Raw genomic sequence first — 17,372 nt, 5'->3', positions numbered from 1 at the left:
TTTTTTATTTGTAGAATGGAGAATAAGATTTTGCAAACCGAATAACTAGTAGCGTTATGAAATTTTGTTAAATATGGGTTTATTTAGGCAGTAAATCAATCAGTGTTTCGTAAAGATGAATGTGTTCTGCAGCAATAACTTCCTCCGAAAAATCGGTTAGAATACTCAATCTCGCAGCTTTCTGAATTTCTTCTTTATTCGGACGGTGATACAACCATTCAATGCCATTTGCTAAATCCTCTGCATTTTGATATTTGGCCAGGTAGCCGTTTTGCAGGTGTTTAACCATATCCGGAATTCCGCCGGTGGTAAAAGCAATCACTGGTGTAGCACAAGATAAACTTTCCATCACTGTATTGGGCAGGTTATCTTCTAACGAAGGCGTGATAAAAGCATCGGCAGCAGAATAGCACTTCGCTAAATGATCATCTTTGTTAATGGTGCCCAGGAAAGTGGTTTTGAAAGGAAATTCGGGCATTTCTGCATTTTCTTTGTTTCCGAAAATAACCAGTTCAATATTTTCTTTATGTATCCCGCTTCTGCGCGAAAGGATTTCCAAAGCTTCAACTAAATAAGGGGTTCCTTTATGTTTGTCGTTTTTTGAGGGCATAAATCCGCTCATCAATACAAATTTATCGGGATTGATTTTCAGGACTTTTTTCGCTTCCGATTTAACATAAGGTTTAAAAATTTTTGTTTCGATCGTATTCGGAATAACGGTAGTTTTCCTGGTACCCAATAAACTACTGAATTTTACCGAGGCAGCCATCCATCGGCTTGGTGCCACAATATGGAAATTTAATCTGGTGTACGCTTTTTGTTTACGCACCCAGGTTTTGTGCGAAATATCGTCTTTACCGCTAATTTTCAGAATGGGGCAATGGCCACATTGCTGGTGAAAATGTTCACAACCATAGCGTACATGGCAGCCACCGGTAAATGCATTGCTATCATGAAAAGTCCACACAATCGGTTTTTCCAGTTCATCCAGCTGCGCCAGAAACTTAGGATTGAGAAAACCATGATTTATCCAATGTAAATGGATAATGTCTGCATTTTTAACGTCAGGATGGTTGATCACCGAACGGCCAAACCATTGCAAACTGAATGGTGTTTTTACCGATTTGCTTAACCACTTGGCAAAATATCTTTCTGATAAAATGTTATAAACGGCTTTGGCTTTCTGTAATGGTGATTTGCTGAAAGTGTCTATTTTGGGATTTTGGCCAAATTTATAATAAACCAATACTTTCGAATCGATTCCATTGGCTTTTAAAGCATCACTTAAACGCAAACAGGCCCTGCCTGCTCCGCCATTTCCATCATAGGTATTTAGGTGTACTACTTTCAAATCAATCAAAAATACATTTTATTGTTTACGAATATAAAATCTGTTGCGTAATTTCATCCATAAATTTTATCGTTCTTAAGGTTAAGCTGTTTTTATCAAAAAGAACTGCCTTTCCGGAGCCAAACTAACTTAATTATGATCAAATCCTTCGTGAAATCACTTGTGGCACTGGCTTTTTTATGGCCGGTACATTCATCTGCCCAAAATCAAACTTATTTCGCCGCATATCCTGCTTTAACGCCAGATGCACAAATAATAGTATTTAGTTACGATGGTGATATTTGGAAAGTTCCGGTAAAAGGTGGCGTAGCATCGCGCATTACAGCCATGCAGGGCGAAGAAATCAACCCTAAAATATCTCCCGACGGAAAATGGCTGGCTTTTTCATCTAATCAGTTTGGTAATTATGATATTTATGTAATGCCTTTAGCAGGTGGCGATATTAAACAGTTAACATTTAATGATGCCAGTGATGAAGTAGATAACTGGAGCTGGGATTCTAAAACCATTTATTTTACTTCGGGCCGTTACAATTCTTTTTCAAGTTATAAAGTAAATGTAAACGGCGGAACAGCGGTTCGTTTATTCAATAACTATTTTAATACCACACACCATATTGCTGAATCACCAACAGGAGAGTTGTATTTTAACGATACCTGGGAAAGTATGCGCTTCGCCAACCGTAAACATTATAAAGGAGCCTATAATCCCGATATTCAGTCATACAACCCAAAAACAAAAAGTTATAAACGTTATACCGATTATATAGGGAAAGATTTCTGGACGAGTATTGATCAAAAAGGCAATATCTTTTTTGTATCGGATGAAAGCAACGATGAATATAACCTCTATACCTTTATCAATGGCAAAAAAACCGGTTTAACAAACTTCGATACTTCCATTAAGCGTCCGTTTGTTTCGGCTAATGGAACTACGGTGGTGTTCGAGAAAGATTATCAGTTGTATACTTACGATGTTGCCACTAAGAAAGCCGAAAAAGTGAATATAAGCACTTCGCGCAATCAGGTATTGAGTAAAGAGCAGGAGTACGATGTACGTGGCAATATTTCAGCCTTTGATGTTTCAAACGACGGGAAAAAGATGGCTTTCATTTCACGTGGCGAGGTGTTTGTAAGCGATGCTGATGGAAAGTTTATCCGCAAAATTACCAACAGTGGCGAACGCGCCCTGGAATGTAAGTGGCTGGCGGATAATAAAACAATTCTCTTCAGTCAAACCACTAATGGTTACCAGAACTGGTTTACCATTACAGGCGATGGAAAAGGTACTGTAAAACAGCTTACAAAAGACAAAGCAAATGTACGCGATATTACGTTGAACAAAACTAAAACCATGGCGGTGTATTTAAGTGGAAGGAACGAACTTAAACTGATGGACCTTAAAACTTTCGAGGCTAAAACTTTGGTAACCGATGAGTTTTGGGCCATACAGAGCGCAACACCAAGTTTTTCGCCAAATGACGAATATGTGCTGTTTACCGTTTACCGCAATTTTGAACAGGATATTATGGTACATCACATCAAAAACAATAAAACCATCAACTTAACCAACACAGGCGTTACCGAAACCAGCCCGGCCTGGTCGCCAGATGGCAAATATATTTTCTTTACCAGTGCCCGCACCAAGCCTTCCTATCCAACAGGAATGCAAAATGCACATATTTACCGCATGGCTTTAAATAATTATGATGAGCCTTATCGTTCTGATAAATTTGATGACCTGTTTAAAGAGAGCAAGCCCGCACCGACAGATGTTAAGCCTGCAACTGAAAATAAAAATGATAAAAAATCAAATACTGATACGGCTAAAAAGAAAACTGAAGTTAAGCCTACACCTAAGCCTGCCAGTATAATTACCATTAATACTGAAGATCTTTTGGATAGAATAGAATTGGTTGGTCCTTCATTTGGTGGCCAGTACGGAACAGATGTTTACGCAAAGGGCGATAAAACGTATGTTTTTTATTCTTCTAACCACGAAGGCGGTACGCCGGGCTTGTATCGCACCACTATCGAACCCTTTGAAGCCAATAAAACTGAAAAAGTTGCTGATGGCGGCGATTATTCGATTACTTCTGCAGGCGACAAATTTTTTGTTTTATCCAGAGGTGCAATCAACAAATATACCCTGGAAGGAAACAAGCTTGATCGGGTGGATCACGGCTATAAATTTACCAGGAACCTAAATGCCGAGTTTAACCAGATGTTTTACGAAACCTGGGTAGGTTTAGACGAAAATTTTTACGACGAAAAATTTCATGGTGTAGACTGGGATAAAATGCGGACGCGTTATGCCGCTTATCTGCCTTATGTGAATAACCGCAGTGATTTAAGAATTTTATTGAATGATATGCTGGGCGAATTGAATTCTTCGCATATGGGATTTAATAGCGCAGGAGCAGAGGAACGCAAAAACCTGAATTATATCACCAACGAAACCGGAATCATCTTCGATAATGAAAACCCATTGAAGGTAGAACGTATTGCCGCAAAAAGCAATGCTGCCCGTACTGGAAATAACATTTTAGCTGGTGATATTTTAACAGAAGTAAATGGGGTTAAAGTAGATGAAAAAATAGACCGCGATTATTATTTCAGCAAGCCATCATTAGATCGGGAGATGACATTAACCTTTAAACGCAACGGCAAGGATGTTTATGTAAATGTACACCCTGAAAGTTCGGGTACACTACGCGGGAACCTTTATGATGAATGGATTAGCCAGAACCATAAAAATGTAGATAAGTGGAGCAACAACCGGATTGCTTATTCTTACATGAAAAATATGGGAAGTGGTGAACTTGAAAATTTTCTCTTGGACATGGTGGCCCAGGAAGAAAACAAGGAAGCTATTATCCTTGATCTTCGTTACAATACCGGTGGGAATGTACACGATGAGGTACTAAAATTTCTTTCGCAGCGTCCTTACCTGAAGTGGAAATACCGTGGAGGTAAAATGGCCCCACAAAGTAACTTTGGCCCGGCTGCGAAACCTATCGTATTACTGATAAACGAACAATCCTTAAGTGATGCTGAAATGACGGCTGAAGGTTTTAAACAATTAAAACTGGGAAAGATTATCGGCACAGAAACCTACAGATGGATTATTTTTACGTCGGCTAAGGGTTTGGTTGATGGTTCTTCTTACCGTTTACCATCTTGGGGCTGTTATACCATGGATGGTAAAAACATTGAAAAGGAGGGGGTTAAACCAGATATTTTTGTGAAAAATACTTTTGAAGACCGCCTGGCAGACAGGGATCCGCAACTGGAAAAAGCAGTAGCCGAAATTTTGAAAGACCTGAAATAGGGTTAATCTTAAAAAGATTGTTTTATTGTCGGGCTGTTATATGGCAACCGACAATAAAATATATAAGCGGAGTTACTAAATTAGCAATAAAACAATCTGGCAATCCAGCAATATCATTTAAACAATTAATCAAATTTTTCCGTTTCTTTGAGCCTGGAATTATTTAAAACATGGCAAATTTATTAACCGACAGGGCTTTTTGGGTAAATTATTGGGAGAGTAAAAAAGGACTGGCAGTTCATTTGCCTTCAAATTATTTATTTCATGCTCAGCTGGCTGATATAATCCGGAAAAACGGCGTTAAAACAGCCATTGAACTGGGAGGTTTTCCTGGTTATTATGCCGTGTTCCTGAAAAAATATTTTAAACTTGACGTTACCCTTCTTGATTATTTTGTTCATCCGCCGGTGGTAAAAGAACTTTTGGAAAAGAACGATTTAGCGGAAAAGGATATCCACATCATCGAAACCGATCTTTTTAATTACATACCGGAGCAACAATATGATCTGGTATTAAGCTGCGGTTTAATTGAACATTTTAACGATACGGCCGATATCATCAACCGTCACATTGCTTTCGTAAAACCAGGTGGTACTTTGTTTATCACGCTGCCAAATTTTAAAGCAGTTAACGGTTGGTTCCAGAAGAATTTCGATAAGGAAAATTACGATAAACACAATATCAATAGCATGGACCCGTCATTGCTGAAATCAATATGTGAACAGGCTGGCCTTAAAGATGTACAATCAGGTTATTTTGGACGCTTTAGCGTTTGGTTGGAAAACGAAGATCAAAAGTCGGCAAGTGTGCGTTTATTTAAAAAGGCAGTTTGGCTGACCGGAAAAATATTTACGAAGCTGATCCCATTCGAGAGCAAAAATCTGTCACCTTATATTATCTTAGCAGCGAAAAAAAATTAACGCGCTATGTCAGTAAGTTGGGGTTACTCGCCTAAAATCGAAAAATTTATTCCCCTGGCCGATTTTCCGGCAGATAAATATTTAATTGTTGCCAAACAAGCTATCGAAAATCTTGGCTGGGCCTTAAGTCACGTTTCCGAAACCGGCTTAATTGCCTATACCCCGATATCCTTCCAGTCGTACAGCGAAGAAATATCAATCCGTATCCACGGAAATTTTGCAGTGGTAAAAAGTGAATGCGTTGGGATCCAGATGCTCTTTAACGATTACGGTAAAAACGATCTCAATCTGGAGAAATTTTTTTGACGAATTTGAATATGTAGAATTCCACCTGAAAGATGTTTGGGAAGAGAATCTGCAAAAGTTTCACCAGTTTATTGCAACGCAAGATGACCATTACTTCGAAAAAGCTCCTTTGGCTACGAAGAATAAAATCAAAAACGTGTTGTTCTTGCTTTTCCCCCAGAAAGGTTATACGGTAACGCCAATAATTGTTCTGCTTAATACGTTATATTATATCGCAATTGTCTTATTGTCAATTGTATTCATTGCCTATCTGTCGCTAAAAACCGGACATGCTTCTCAAGAAGATTATCTTGCAGAAATAAAACGATTAGTATTGAACTTTGGTGTTAATCAACGCAACCTGGTTCTTGGAGGGCAATATTGGCGCCTGATTACTTATCAGTTTATCCATGGATCGGTTTCGCACCTGTTTTTTAATATGTATGCCCTGGTTTACCTGGGTTTGATGATTGAGAATAAACTAGGCTGGAAAAAATACCTTTTTATTTATTTAATGAGCGGGGTTTGTGGTGGTTTGGTCAGTTTGATTTTTCATCAGGAAGAGATAATGATGGGTGCATCCGGAGCCATTATGGGCCTGTATGGGGCTTTTATTGTGCTGTTGATCACAAAGTCTTTCGAGCCTAAAGCCACTAAGGCCTTATTAGTAAGTACACTAATTGTATCATTATTGGTGGTCATAAATGGCGCATTTGGTAAAAGGGTAGATAATGCAGCGGACATCGGGGGCTTTGTTTCCGGTTTTATTATTACTTATCTGCTCGCTTATGAGCCTAATAAAACTTTTGAGGTTAAAACCTGGACAAGATATGCAGTATCCGTACTTTTATTTTTAATGTTTTTTAGCGGAGTGCTTCATTTTAGTCCGAAATACGGGACAGAGGAATATCGAAAACTAAGAGATACTTTTAATGCTAATCTGGGTTCCCTCAATAACATTATGAATTTGAAAATCTCTTTGCCTAAAGATGTTAAACTTACTTCTATTAAAGAAGATGGTATCATACTCATGGAAAGAAACCTGATAATCATCAAGCAAATGCAGGCCCTGACTTTGAGGCCTGAAGATGCTAAAGAACGCGCAGAAAAAGTAAAACTGAGTAAAGCATCCCATAGGGCCGTAATGCTGATGTATCGGGATATTAAGGCCGATAGCACTTATCGCTATAGCAAACAGACTTCTGCCGCATTGGCACAGGTTTTCGAAATTCTTTACAAACCGGATTAAATTATCCGGCTTTTTTGTACAATCCGATTTCGCTTAATGTAACACAGACTGGCGATTTGGTAATATTTATTTTTATTTTGTCCGTTGTAACAGGGCTATCCAATTTAACCAGGCGTTTTGCACCAATACTCGTGCCATCATAAACCTTTTTCCAGGCATTGTTCTCAAATACCTCAATGTTGTAGGCCTCTATCCGCTGACCTAAAGGAATGTACTCTTGTAGGCTGATAATATCAAAGTTTTTAGGGGTTCTCAAATCAAGTTCTAAGGTCGCCTGGTGTATATCGTCATGGGTGGCCCAATAAGTCTCTTTCTTGCCATCTAGCAGGGTAGCAACATCATAATTTTTACCTCTGCTATCATTTGCTTTAACCGATGCATTTTTGGCCAGGTTATCTTCGAAAGTATGTTTAACCATGTCGCCAAAAGTTTTCAGTGCAGCAACATCATCATCATGAAGTTGTCCACGGGTATCAGGTGCTAAGCCAAGGTCTAAACCTGCACCGCGGCCAACACTTTTTAAATACAGATCAAACAATTCTTCCGGGCTTTTTGGCTTTTCGTTAGGGTGATAGAACCAACCTTTTCTAAGCGGAACATCGCATTCTGCCGGCATCCAGAATTTACCATTTCTGATGCCTTCAGGGCTTTGCGGGTAGTTTGCCTGCCCTGGTACGGCTACACTTTTTCCGTCCGGAGCCATCGGGGTGAAGGTAGCCCAAGAGGTTGGTGCAGCATGTCCGTCTTCATTACCTACCCAGCGGATATCTAAGCCGATATCGCTAAATATATTCGCCATGGGTTGCATTTTGCGTGTAATGGCCCAGGTATTGTTCCAATCGTAGTAGGTGGTGTTGTCAATAGAGCGTTTTTCTTTTGCACCGCCATAATAGCCGTCGCCACCATTGGCACCATCATGCCAGCTCATAAAAAGTTCTCCAAAGTTGCTGTACAGTTCTTTTAACTGTGCCTGATAAACAGCAAGATATTTATCGGTACCATAAAGTGGGTTATTTCTGTCCCATGGCGAGCAATAAACCCCAAACTTTAATCCGTTTCTACGTACGGCCTGTTCTACTTCTTTAACTAAATTTCCTTTTCCTCCTCTAAACGGACTTTTGCTGATATTATAAGCAGTAGTTTTAGTTGGCCATAAAGCAAAACCATCATGATGTTTCGCCACCAGAACAATACCTTTCAGGCCACCTGCTTTAGCAGCTTTAATAATCTGGTCGGCATTAAAATCTGTTGGGTTAAATGTTTTTGGATCAGCATCGCCAAAACCCCATTCTTTATTTTCAAAAGTAGTTGGTGTAAAGTGCATGATGCCATAAACTTCAACATCATGCCAGGCCAAATGCCTTTTTGATGGTACTGCACCATAAGGTTGAGGAGGGGTTTGAGCATAAATAGCTGTAGAAAGAAGTAAAAAAAGGATCAGGAAGGATTTCATATACTTATAGCTTAGATCAACTAAAGTACAAATAATTACCATTGCTGTTGTTAAGTGTTAACCAATTATTTAACCTGTTAAAAATGTGAATACGAAATTGTTTTCACATCTTGAGTGTTACATTGATCCGTCAAACATTTAATTTCACCATATGTTAACTAGAAATGAGCGCCTTTAACCAGCATCCTCCTGATGGAGGTACAGTATATGCAGAAACCAATCTGAGTCAATTATTTCCGGAACCTTTTAATACCCTAACAAGTTGCTTCTTCCTGGCTATAGCGGTATACTGGACATTTAAACTATGGGGTAATTTTAAACAGCACCGCTTTTTAAGTGTAGCATTGGTGCTGCTTTATGTCGGCGGTATTGGAGGTACTACTTACCACGGGTTTAGGCGTTGGCCTATCTTTATTATGATGGATTGGATGCCAATTATGCTTTTGTGCCTTTCGGCTGGCGTCTACTTTCTTTCCAAGCTGACCAAATGGTACTTTGCCGTTTTAATTGTAGCGGTTTATGCTTTTTTTCAGTTTTATGTAAGAAGGCTTTTTAGCAACGGCGATTTTCAGATTTTTATCAATATCAATTATGCTTTTATGGCTGCGCTGGTTTTATTTCCGGTGTTTGGGTACTTAATTAAGACCAACTGGAAAAATGGCAAATGGGTTGGTTTTGCCTTAATTGCCTTCATCTTTGCCTTAACTTTCCGGATTGCAGATCAATGGGATGTATTGAGTATCGGCACGCATTTTTTATGGCATACCTTCGGAGCAATAGCCTCCTTTTGTATGCTGAATTATATTTATTTGGTTAATTTTAAAAGGGTTAAACCAAATTCTTATGTTGATTAAAAAAGCAATTTTAGGTTTATTGTTTACCTGTTGTACAGGATATCTTGCCTCTGCACAATTTTACCGGAATGGTAATAAAGAGGTTAAAGAATTTATAATAGATACACTGAATTTCGATAAGATTATGTTTGAGATGGAACAAGAGTTAAGGCTTACAACAGCTCAAAAACCTGAAGTTAAAGATCAACTCAAAAAATACCTGATCAAACGTATGCAATACAACGCATTTAAATATAGGGAACCTGAAGAATGGAGGGGAATATCCACTAACTTGCTATTTGATTTTTCCCGGAATTTAGAAAAAATTCTTAACGAAGATCAGATTGATTGTTTTTGGGCGATGAAACCATTATATAAAAACGACAATATCTGGTGGAATATATTCGTGTTTTATTAATTGTCAACCGTTAAAATATTTATGTGATAACATTGGGCTTATTGAGTAGCAAATCAACAAGCCCAACTATTATTTAGAACTTTGAATGGGCTTTACTGTAGTCCAGTTTCTTTTGCCCGCCTATAGCGTATTCAATACCTCCCCATAAATGTTTTTGAAATTTATCGTCAGCCCAGCCTTCTTTGGTATGGCCCATACAGGTATAGAAAGCTCTTCCACCATCAAAATTGTGGTACCAGGCAAAAGGATGAAAATCGCCATTCTTACCTCCGGTGTACGATTTTTCGTCTAAATTAATCAACACTTTAATGTCCGGGTTGATATTTTTGAAATTATACAGTTCATCTTTCCTCATCCATATTGAATCGGTAAGGAATTTTGTAGCAGGGTGTTTTTTATCTTTAACAATAAATCTGGCTTCCTGAACAGCGGGGTGACTTATAAAATAAGCGCCAGCCAATTTGCCATACCAAGGCCAATCGTACTCGGTATCTGTTGCAGCATGAATACCCACATAACCTCCACCAGCCTGTATGTACCTTTCGAAAGCTACCTGTTGTTTATCGTCTAATACATCGCCTGTGGTATTCAGGAAAATAACAGTGGCATATTTTTTTAGGTTATCTTCAGTAAAAGCATCAGCATTTTCTGTCGTATCTACTTCAAAATGATGCTCAGTGCCTAATTTCTGGATCACCTCTTTTCCCGTTTCGATGGAGGTGTGCCTAAAGCCCTTTGTTTTGGAGAAAACTAAAACTTTTGCCGATTTCTTCGCTGCGGTATAGCTTTGAAATAAAATTACAGTTGCAACTAATAAACATAAGGACAGGTATTTTTTCATTTTTTCTTTGACTTGGTTAGTAAGATAGATTATTAGCTTTAAATTTAAGAAAGTTGTTTGATAATTTCCATACATCTTTCCTCAACCTGTTTACAAACAGGGTTAAACAGGCTATTATCCCAATATGGATCTGTAACTTCTCCGTTATCAAGAAAAAGTTTAACCTTTTTTCGCTGCTCATCGGTTTTGGCTAAACTTTTAACATCGGCTAAATTATTCTTGTCCATTACCAAAATCAGGTCATAATGGTCAAACATCGAAGGGTTAAAATGCTGCGCCCGCTGTTTACTGATATCGTAACCCAACGCCTTCGCTGCAGAAATACTTCTGTGGTCTGGTGCCTGGCCAATATGCCAGTTGCCTGTTCCTGCCGAAGCAATTTCCCAGTTTAAGTTTTGTTCATCTGTCAGATGGCGCATAATGCCTTCAGCTAAAGGCGAACGGCAGATGTTACCGAGGCAAACCATTAAAATTTTCAATTTTTACAGCGCTTTAAAAGTAAATAATAGTCCTTAAGGTTATTGATGATGGATAGCCATAAAACTCGTCATTATAAGGAGGAACGACGAAGCAATCTTTCGTAACAGCGCTCTTGGCTTTAAAGATTGCTTCATCGGCTGAAAAAGCCTTCTCGCAATGACGATAAGTTTTAGGGACTTATTTTATTAAAATTCTACTATCTCATAACTTATTCTTTATCCGTAGATATCATTTAACATTTTAGCCAAACGTACACCACCTTTTAATAACTGGTTATTAAGGGTATCAACCCAGTCAAAATTGTAGCGGTAGCTTAATTTAGCATCTGGTTTAGTCGTATCGTAAATTTTATTGCAAATTGTGTACGATTCATAAATACAATCTTTCAGGCTGGTGTTTTGCCAGTTGTAAAGCTGTACAGCTGAAGCATGATTGATGGCTTTTGCATATTCAGTATAACTTAACTGTTGGTATTCGATCAGCTGTTCGTCCCAAACCCTGTGGATATTTGATTTCTCATTGAACCATAATACCGAAACGCGGTTACCGCCCAGGTCTTCTTTACGGGCAACGTGCATGGGCTGGCATAAATCTCCCGCCAGGTGAACCAACATGCGTAAAGCCAGTTTTTTTTCAGAAGCTGTACTGCTTGTTTTCTTTAAAATAGCAATCAGATCAGGGATTTTGTTGTAAAGATTTGGTTTTTTATCAGTTTCCAAAAATTGATATACACCACTTTTATCCAATCCAGCCGGAAGATTAACAAAATGCCAGTTGTACATATAGTTATAAGTAGAATCTGATTTAATAAAATCGCCCCAATTGGCCGACATTGCCAAGGTTTCATAGCCTAAAATACTTTGAATGGCCTTGCGTGTTTTTGCTTTTAAATAACTATCGGCAATTTCGCCAACTACACGATGGCCGATGGTGCCCCATGCATTTGCCTGGATAGGCAAATAGGCTAAAAGACCCAGGGTTAAAGCAATGGTTAATTTCTTTTTAATTGATGTTAAAATCATTTTTATAATTCTTTTGGTACGCAGGTAATTTTTTCTTTAAGTGTTAGTTTAATCTCACGCTGATCGCTTAAACTCTCTAAAATTAAGCTGTCTGACGATTTTTTGCTGATCAGGAAGTTTTTGTCATACCGGCCGATGCGGTAGCAACCCGATATTTTTTGTTTATAATTGGCATGTGTAAAGGTTGCACCTATAAATAACGTATCTCCTTTAACCCTATACACCCCTTTGGCATATTCTTTCCAGATGCCATTGTTATAACAAGAATCTTCGTAAAAATTTACTTTGCTATGGGTTACCATATTGATATAAACCGAATCGCAGGTGAACTTAAAATGGTGTTGCGTATAATTGCTCAACTTGTGGCTATAAGCAACAGAATCTTCATTCCAAACGCCTTGCATAAAATCTTCTCCCTTACCCTGTATATTGGGCCGCGGACTACATGCCAGCTGTAAAATGGATAATGTAAAAAGAAAAATGTAACAAAGCCTCAATCCTGATTGCGATTTACTCATGGTTATAATCGGTGCTTTTAGGGAATTGATCGTAGATGATCTTATTCTTTTAACGGTATTGATGATGAGAATCAAAAGACCTGCTGCAAAACACAGGCCGGCTATAAAGCTAATAACGCCCACAATAGTATGGTATTTCATCACTTCTGTAGGTGTTAAGTTTTGGGCAGCCATGATCAATGGCATCAAAAAGCTATAAAGTATGTTGATAATCAAAGAAATGCCTGAGCCAATGGTCATTAAGATGGCTTCAGCAGAAGGTTTTTTCAATAAAAAAAAGCAACAGGCTCCAAATACAATACCAGGTGGAATGATGGGCATCAAGCTTAAAAGGTTAGAAAGTATTGAATTCATATTGCCTGTGTTTTTTTAATTAACCTTATTGATTTAGCTTTTTTTAAAAAGTGACGTCATTCCCGCGCAGGCGGGAATCTTAATGCGATATGCTTTAAGATTCCCAATCGAGTTGGGAATGACGTCTTTTCTAAGTTATTTCAAGCTGCCAACCATGTCTTCAGGGCGCACCCATTCATCAAACTGCTCATTGGTTAACAATCCCAATTCCACAGCAGCTGCTTTTAAGGTTTTGTTTTCTTTATGGGCTTTCTTCGCAATTTTAGCTGCGTTTTCGTAACCCACATGTGGGTTCAGAGCGGTAACCAACATTAAAGAATTTTGAAGGTGTTTTTCAATTTCAGGTAAATTCGCGGTGATTCCTTCAGCACATTTATCTGTAAAAGAAACACAGGCATCACCAATTAAACGTGCTGATTGTAATACATTAGCAGCAATTAATGGTTTAAATACGTTCAGCTCGAAATGGCCGTTCATACCACCTACTGAAACTGCAACATCGTTACCGATTACCTGGGCACAAACCATGGTTAAAGCTTCTGGTTGCGTAGGATTAACTTTTCCAGGCATAATAGATGATCCTGGTTCGTTATCTGGAATTACAATTTCGCCGATGCCGCAACGGGGGCCTGAACTTAACATTCTTACATCGTTGGCTATTTTCATCAAGGCAACTGCTGTGCGTTTTAATGCCCCTGAGAGTTCTACCATCGCATCATGTGCAGCCAATGCTTCAAATTTATTAGGAGCCGTAACAAAAGGCAAACCGGTTAAATCGGCAATTTTTTTAGCCACTAAAACATCGTATCCTTTTGGGGTATTTAAGCCTGTACCCACAGCAGTTCCGCCCAAAGCCAGTTCTGCAACCATAACCAAAGCATTTTTAATGGCCCGGATGCTATTGTCGATCTGTTGTACATAACCAGAAAATTCCTGGCCTAAAGTAAGCGGCGTAGCATCCATAAAGTGCGTACGGCCTGTTTTAACAATCGTACTGAACTCTTCTACTTTTTGGGCTAATGTATTTCTTAATTTTTCTAAGCCTGGTATGGTATTTTCTACCGTAAGTTTATACGCTGCAATATGCATTGCAGTTGGATAAGTATCGTTTGATGATTGTGATTTATTTACATCATCATTTGGGTGAAGCACTTTTTTATCGTCAGCTAGAGAACCACCGTTAATCACGTGGGCACGGTTTGCAATTACCTCGTTACCATTCATGTTACTTTGTGTACCCGAACCTGTTTGCCAGATAACCAGCGGAAATTGATCATCCAATTGACCAGCAATAATTTCATCACAGGCTTTAGCAATTAAATCTGCTTTTTCGGCAGATAATACTCCAAGTTCGTTGTTGGCAAGGGCAGCTGCTTTTTTCAGGTATCCAAAAGCGTGGATAATTTCTTTTGGCATCGAGCCTTCCGGACCGATTTTAAAGTTATTGCGTGAGCGTTCTGTTTGTGCACCCCAGTATTTGTCGGCGGGTACCTGCACCTCACCCATAGTATCGTGTTCTATTCTGAAACTCATTATATTTTCGATTTTGTTGTCGCAAATTTAGGTTTTTTGCCTTTTAAAGCGTTGGATTTATGTAAGATATTTAATGGATAAGTAAATATATAGCCGAAATGTCTGTATTCTTTTTTATTCTCCGTTGTTAACATACAAACATTATCGGTACCGGCTACTTCTACCAATGAAATCATATTCATACCTTTGCCGCAGATATGCAGGGATTAGTTATTAAATCTACAGGGAGCTGGTATAGTGTTCTGGCCGATAATGGCGAACGCTATGATTGCAGGATTATAGGCAAATTCAGGATTAAAGGACTTAAAACCACCAACCCGATTGCGGTTGGCGACAGGGTGAAATTTGATCTGGAAAAAGATAGCAGCCAGGGTCTGATCAACGAGATGTTGCCCCGTAAAAACTACATCATCCGCAAATCGATCAACCTGAGCAAGCAGGCCCAGATATTGGCCGCCAATTTAGATATGGCCATGTTGGTGGTTACCTTAGCTTCGCCCCGTACCTCTTTGGGTTTTATCGATCGTTTTTTGGTTACGGCTGAAGCTTATGATGTACCAGCCGTATTGGTATTTAATAAACTCGATCTGTTTAGTAAAGAGGGTTTGGAAATTCTGCAGGAGTTTAAAGATATCTATGAAAATATCGGCTATGCCTGTTATGAGGTTTCCGCTTTAAAAGGTATTAATATCCCGGTAATACAGGAATTGATTACGGATAAAATTACTTTGATATCCGGACATTCAGGTGTAGGAAAGTCTAGCTTGATCAATGCTTTAATGCCAGATCGTGATCTAAGAACAGGGGAGGTTTCTGACTGGAGCGATAAGGGGCAGCACACCACTACTTTTGCCGAAATGTTCGAACTGCCACAAGGCGGTTTTATTGTAGATTCTCCAGGCATCAGGGAATTGGGGGTAATCGATATCGAAAAAGAAGAACTGGGGCATTTTTTCAGGGAAATCTTTGAAACCTCGCACAATTGCCGATTTAATAACTGCAGGCATATTAACGAGCCGGGCTGTGCGGTTATCGAAGCCGTAAATGAAGGTGAAATTGCAGTTTCCAGATATGAAAGTTACCTGAGCATTTACCACGGAAACGATACGCGACATTAGTTTAGTCAGAAGTCGGAAGTCCGGAGTCCGAAGATGTGATGTGTGATGGTACATTTCTTGATTGTACTGCGAATTAGATTGAAGACTCCTGCCAAAAAGCTGAAAGACTAAAGGAGTAAATAGCTTCATGAACGACATTTTAACACAAACTGCTTAAAAATCTTTGTGTACTTTGTGCCTAAAAAATAATAGAAATGAAATTTAAACTAGGAGATTTTGTGCGTTTTGTTGATGAAAAACGTGAAGGTTACGTAACCAGAATTATTGATACGCAGACTTTAGGCGTTACCGATGAAGATGGCTTTGAGATACCTGTTGCGATGAGCAATTTAACATCTGTGCATGGTCACGGGGTGGTTGCTGTAGAACCGGACGCGCCCAAACCCATCCAGGTGAATGTTCCCGGTGTTAACAAAATCGAAAATGGCATTTATGTAGCCGTTGCCACCGATGATAAAGCGGGTAATGTAGTACATTTTCATCTCCAAAACTATTCTCCGAACATTTTATTGGTAGGTTTAATTACCGATCGAAAAGGGAAATATGCAGGCGTTTTTCATGGGGCAATTGAATCTTACGGTTCCGCGTTGGTTTATTCTGCATCATTGGCTGAACTTGATCTTTGGCCTGAGTTTAATTTTCAGATGGTGGTATTTAGTAAAGCCGATGTGAAACCCATCGATCCATTGGTGGTCCGTAAAAAGTTTAGGGCAAAAGATTTTAGTACCGAACAAAAGGAATTGCCCCAATTGAAGAATAAGGGTTGGTTAATCCGTTTAGATGATCTTGTTCCGGTAACCATTGATCCACAGAAATTAAAGGAAAGTTTCTTTAAATCATCAGAAGAGAAAAGAACGGTAGAAGCGCCACAAAAAGAGATTGATCTGCACATTGAAAAACTAAGAGATGATCATCATTTTTTAGAAGCAGATGAAATGTTGCAGATACAGATCAGCCATTTTCAAACCGCTATGGATGCTGCGGTGGTGCATCACTTTGATAAGATTGTTTTTATCCATGGTACGGGGAATGGTACCTTAAGGGATAAAATCCATAAACTGATCAGCAGAAATCCCCATGTAAAAACCTATATGGATGCCAGAAAAGAAAAGTTTGGTTATGGTGCTACTGAAGTGGTGTTTAAGTGATTTTCGGTGTCATCCTGAATGCAATGAAGGATCTTTATTATAGTTGAGTAGTATCACTAATGTAAGCAATGATTTTAGTGTACTAGTTTCAGGTTATACTTTACAGGTGAGGGATTCTTGCCTATGTTCAGAATGGCAGTTAGATTGAGGTACACTTTTTGCTAAGCTGTAATTTCTTTTTATAAAAGATTAAAACTAGCTTTGCCGCAATTAATGAAACACTTTGTTACCATATCGCTTGTATTTTTTAGCTTAACACATTTGGCAAAAGCCGAACGTGTTGAAGGGTTAAGGATATTAAACGAATATTGCAATGAGCATAATATTTGTGTTAATGCTAGTGGTAAAGCTTCGGTTCAGCTCAATGAAGACCGTAATCCTTATCTGTTATCGTATACTAAGTTAGCCTTAATCGGAACGCAAGCGCCGTTAAAAGTGGCTAAATATGTAAGTGCAGACCAGGTAATTGCTGATTTAACCATCAGGAAAAAACCAAAAAACAATAGTCCATAGTTTTCT

16 protein-coding genes are annotated in these 17,372 nt (G+C 38.8%); 9 read left to right on the top strand and 7 right to left on the bottom strand.

Annotated features, from left to right (window positions below; all coding sequences use genetic code 11):
* Positions 1 to 79 precede the first annotated feature (79 nt).
* Entirely contained in the window at positions 80 to 1,360 is a 1,281-nt protein-coding gene (locus BM107_RS13920) for a glycosyltransferase family 4 protein (RefSeq protein WP_090984319.1), read from the bottom strand.
* 126 nt (positions 1,361 to 1,486) lie between these two features.
* On the opposite strand from BM107_RS13920, the gene BM107_RS13915 reads away from it, so the two are divergent.
* The 4 genes from BM107_RS13915 to BM107_RS13900 all read left to right on the top strand — a co-directional run bounded on the left by BM107_RS13915 (position 1,487) and on the right by BM107_RS13900 (position 7,135).
* Positions 1,487 to 4,681 (top strand): S41 family peptidase, encoded by a 3,195-nt coding sequence (locus BM107_RS13915; protein WP_090984317.1) that lies wholly within the window; start codon positions 1,487 to 1,489, stop codon positions 4,679 to 4,681.
* 170 nt (positions 4,682 to 4,851) lie between these two features.
* Positions 4,852 to 5,601 carry a class I SAM-dependent methyltransferase gene (locus tag BM107_RS13910; RefSeq protein WP_090984315.1) on the top strand — a complete coding sequence of 250 codons (750 nt, stop codon included), beginning with the start codon at positions 4,852 to 4,854 and terminating at the stop codon, positions 5,599 to 5,601.
* 6 nt (positions 5,602 to 5,607) lie between these two features.
* On the top strand, positions 5,608 to 5,907 hold the full coding sequence (locus tag BM107_RS13905) for a hypothetical protein (protein WP_090984313.1): 300 nt from the start codon (positions 5,608 to 5,610) through the stop codon (positions 5,905 to 5,907).
* A complete protein-coding gene (locus tag BM107_RS13900) occupies positions 5,843 to 7,135 on the top strand; it encodes a rhomboid family intramembrane serine protease (RefSeq protein ID WP_159435244.1) in 1,293 nt (430 codons plus the stop codon). The genes BM107_RS13905 and BM107_RS13900 overlap by 65 nt, the downstream gene beginning before the upstream one ends.
* A 1-nt stretch (position 7,136) precedes the next feature.
* On the opposite strand, the gene BM107_RS13895 is transcribed toward BM107_RS13900, so the two are convergent.
* On the bottom strand, positions 7,137 to 8,588 hold the full coding sequence (locus BM107_RS13895; protein WP_090984309.1) for an alpha-L-fucosidase: 1,452 nt from the start codon (positions 8,586 to 8,588) through the stop codon (positions 7,137 to 7,139).
* 164 nt (positions 8,589 to 8,752) lie between these two features.
* Here BM107_RS13895 and BM107_RS13890 point away from each other — a divergent pair, with 164 nt between their 5' ends.
* Together BM107_RS13890 and BM107_RS13885 are read left to right on the top strand one after the other, a co-directional pair.
* The gene (locus tag BM107_RS13890) at positions 8,753 to 9,442 is read left to right on the top strand and encodes a hypothetical protein (protein ID WP_090984307.1); all 690 of its coding nucleotides are present in this window, start codon (positions 8,753 to 8,755) and stop codon (positions 9,440 to 9,442) included.
* Complete coding sequence (locus BM107_RS13885; RefSeq protein WP_090984305.1) at positions 9,432 to 9,839, top strand: hypothetical protein; 408 nt, start codon at positions 9,432 to 9,434, stop codon at positions 9,837 to 9,839. Before BM107_RS13890 ends, BM107_RS13885 begins: the two co-directional genes overlap by 11 nt.
* A 73-nt stretch (positions 9,840 to 9,912) precedes the next feature.
* Here BM107_RS13885 and BM107_RS13880 read toward each other — a convergent pair whose 3' ends face one another.
* From BM107_RS13880 to fumC, 5 genes are all read right to left on the bottom strand, one after another.
* Positions 9,913 to 10,680, bottom strand: coding sequence for a ThuA domain-containing protein (locus BM107_RS13880; RefSeq protein ID WP_090984660.1), 768 nt, complete (start codon positions 10,678 to 10,680; stop codon positions 9,913 to 9,915).
* Between the two features lie 44 nt (positions 10,681 to 10,724).
* Positions 10,725 to 11,159 carry a low molecular weight protein-tyrosine-phosphatase gene (locus tag BM107_RS13875; RefSeq protein WP_090984302.1) on the bottom strand — a complete coding sequence of 145 codons (435 nt, stop codon included), beginning with the start codon at positions 11,157 to 11,159 and terminating at the stop codon, positions 10,725 to 10,727.
* 216 nt (positions 11,160 to 11,375) lie between these two features.
* The gene (locus BM107_RS13870) at positions 11,376 to 12,182 is read right to left on the bottom strand and encodes a S1/P1 nuclease (protein WP_090984300.1); all 807 of its coding nucleotides are present in this window, start codon (positions 12,180 to 12,182) and stop codon (positions 11,376 to 11,378) included.
* A 2-nt stretch (positions 12,183 to 12,184) separates the two neighbouring features.
* Positions 12,185 to 13,054, bottom strand: coding sequence for a hypothetical protein (locus BM107_RS25095; RefSeq protein ID WP_244278812.1), 870 nt, complete (start codon positions 13,052 to 13,054; stop codon positions 12,185 to 12,187).
* 135 nt (positions 13,055 to 13,189) lie between these two features.
* Positions 13,190 to 14,587 carry a class II fumarate hydratase gene (fumC, locus tag BM107_RS13860; protein ID WP_090984298.1) on the bottom strand — a complete coding sequence of 466 codons (1,398 nt, stop codon included), beginning with the start codon at positions 14,585 to 14,587 and terminating at the stop codon, positions 13,190 to 13,192.
* A gap of 197 nt (positions 14,588 to 14,784) precedes the next feature.
* On the opposite strand from fumC, the gene rsgA reads away from it, so the two are divergent.
* The 3 genes from rsgA (at position 14,785) to BM107_RS13840 (ending at position 17,366) form a co-directional block, all read left to right on the top strand.
* On the top strand, positions 14,785 to 15,705 hold the full coding sequence (gene rsgA / locus BM107_RS13850; protein WP_090984293.1) for a ribosome small subunit-dependent GTPase A: 921 nt from the start codon (positions 14,785 to 14,787) through the stop codon (positions 15,703 to 15,705).
* Positions 15,706 to 15,899: 194 nt separating this feature from the next.
* Positions 15,900 to 16,853 carry a Smr/MutS family protein gene (locus BM107_RS13845; RefSeq protein ID WP_090984291.1) on the top strand — a complete coding sequence of 318 codons (954 nt, stop codon included), beginning with the start codon at positions 15,900 to 15,902 and terminating at the stop codon, positions 16,851 to 16,853.
* A gap of 213 nt (positions 16,854 to 17,066) precedes the next feature.
* A complete protein-coding gene (locus BM107_RS13840; RefSeq protein WP_090984289.1) occupies positions 17,067 to 17,366 on the top strand; it encodes a hypothetical protein in 300 nt (99 codons plus the stop codon).
* The last annotated feature ends 6 nt before the right edge of the window (positions 17,367 to 17,372 follow it).

Origin of the sequence: Pedobacter suwonensis, assembly GCF_900111825.1 — a bacterium.
Taxonomy (GTDB): Bacteria; Bacteroidota; Bacteroidia; order Sphingobacteriales; family Sphingobacteriaceae; genus Pedobacter; species Pedobacter suwonensis.
Note: the sequence above shows the minus strand (reverse complement) of the source record. Positions and strands in the feature narration are given on the sequence as shown.

What these genes read in the sequence shown, in the direction of transcription:
- BM107_RS13870 (WP_090984300.1), bottom strand. Translation starts at nt 12,182, where the DNA reads ATGATTTTAACATCAATTAAAAAGAAATTAACCATTGCTTTAACCCTG.
- BM107_RS25095 (WP_244278812.1), bottom strand. Translation starts at nt 13,054, where the DNA reads ATGAATTCAATACTTTCTAACCTTTTAAGCTTGATGCCCATCATTCCA.
- BM107_RS13915 (WP_090984317.1), top strand. Translation starts at nt 1,487, where the DNA reads ATGATCAAATCCTTCGTGAAATCACTTGTGGCACTGGCTTTTTTATGG.
- BM107_RS13910 (WP_090984315.1), top strand. Translation starts at nt 4,852, where the DNA reads ATGGCAAATTTATTAACCGACAGGGCTTTTTGGGTAAATTATTGGGAG.
- BM107_RS13845 (WP_090984291.1), top strand. Translation starts at nt 15,900, where the DNA reads ATGAAATTTAAACTAGGAGATTTTGTGCGTTTTGTTGATGAAAAACGT.
- BM107_RS13905 (WP_090984313.1), top strand. Translation starts at nt 5,608, where the DNA reads ATGTCAGTAAGTTGGGGTTACTCGCCTAAAATCGAAAAATTTATTCCC.
- BM107_RS13885 (WP_090984305.1), top strand. Translation starts at nt 9,432, where the DNA reads ATGTTGATTAAAAAAGCAATTTTAGGTTTATTGTTTACCTGTTGTACA.
- BM107_RS13895 (WP_090984309.1), bottom strand. Translation starts at nt 8,588, where the DNA reads ATGAAATCCTTCCTGATCCTTTTTTTACTTCTTTCTACAGCTATTTAT.
- BM107_RS13880 (WP_090984660.1), bottom strand. Translation starts at nt 10,680, where the DNA reads ATGAAAAAATACCTGTCCTTATGTTTATTAGTTGCAACTGTAATTTTA.
- fumC (WP_090984298.1), bottom strand. Translation starts at nt 14,587, where the DNA reads ATGAGTTTCAGAATAGAACACGATACTATGGGTGAGGTGCAGGTACCC.
- BM107_RS13890 (WP_090984307.1), top strand. Translation starts at nt 8,753, where the DNA reads ATGAGCGCCTTTAACCAGCATCCTCCTGATGGAGGTACAGTATATGCA.
- rsgA (WP_090984293.1), top strand. Translation starts at nt 14,785, where the DNA reads ATGCAGGGATTAGTTATTAAATCTACAGGGAGCTGGTATAGTGTTCTG.
- BM107_RS13840 (WP_090984289.1), top strand. Translation starts at nt 17,067, where the DNA reads ATGAAACACTTTGTTACCATATCGCTTGTATTTTTTAGCTTAACACAT.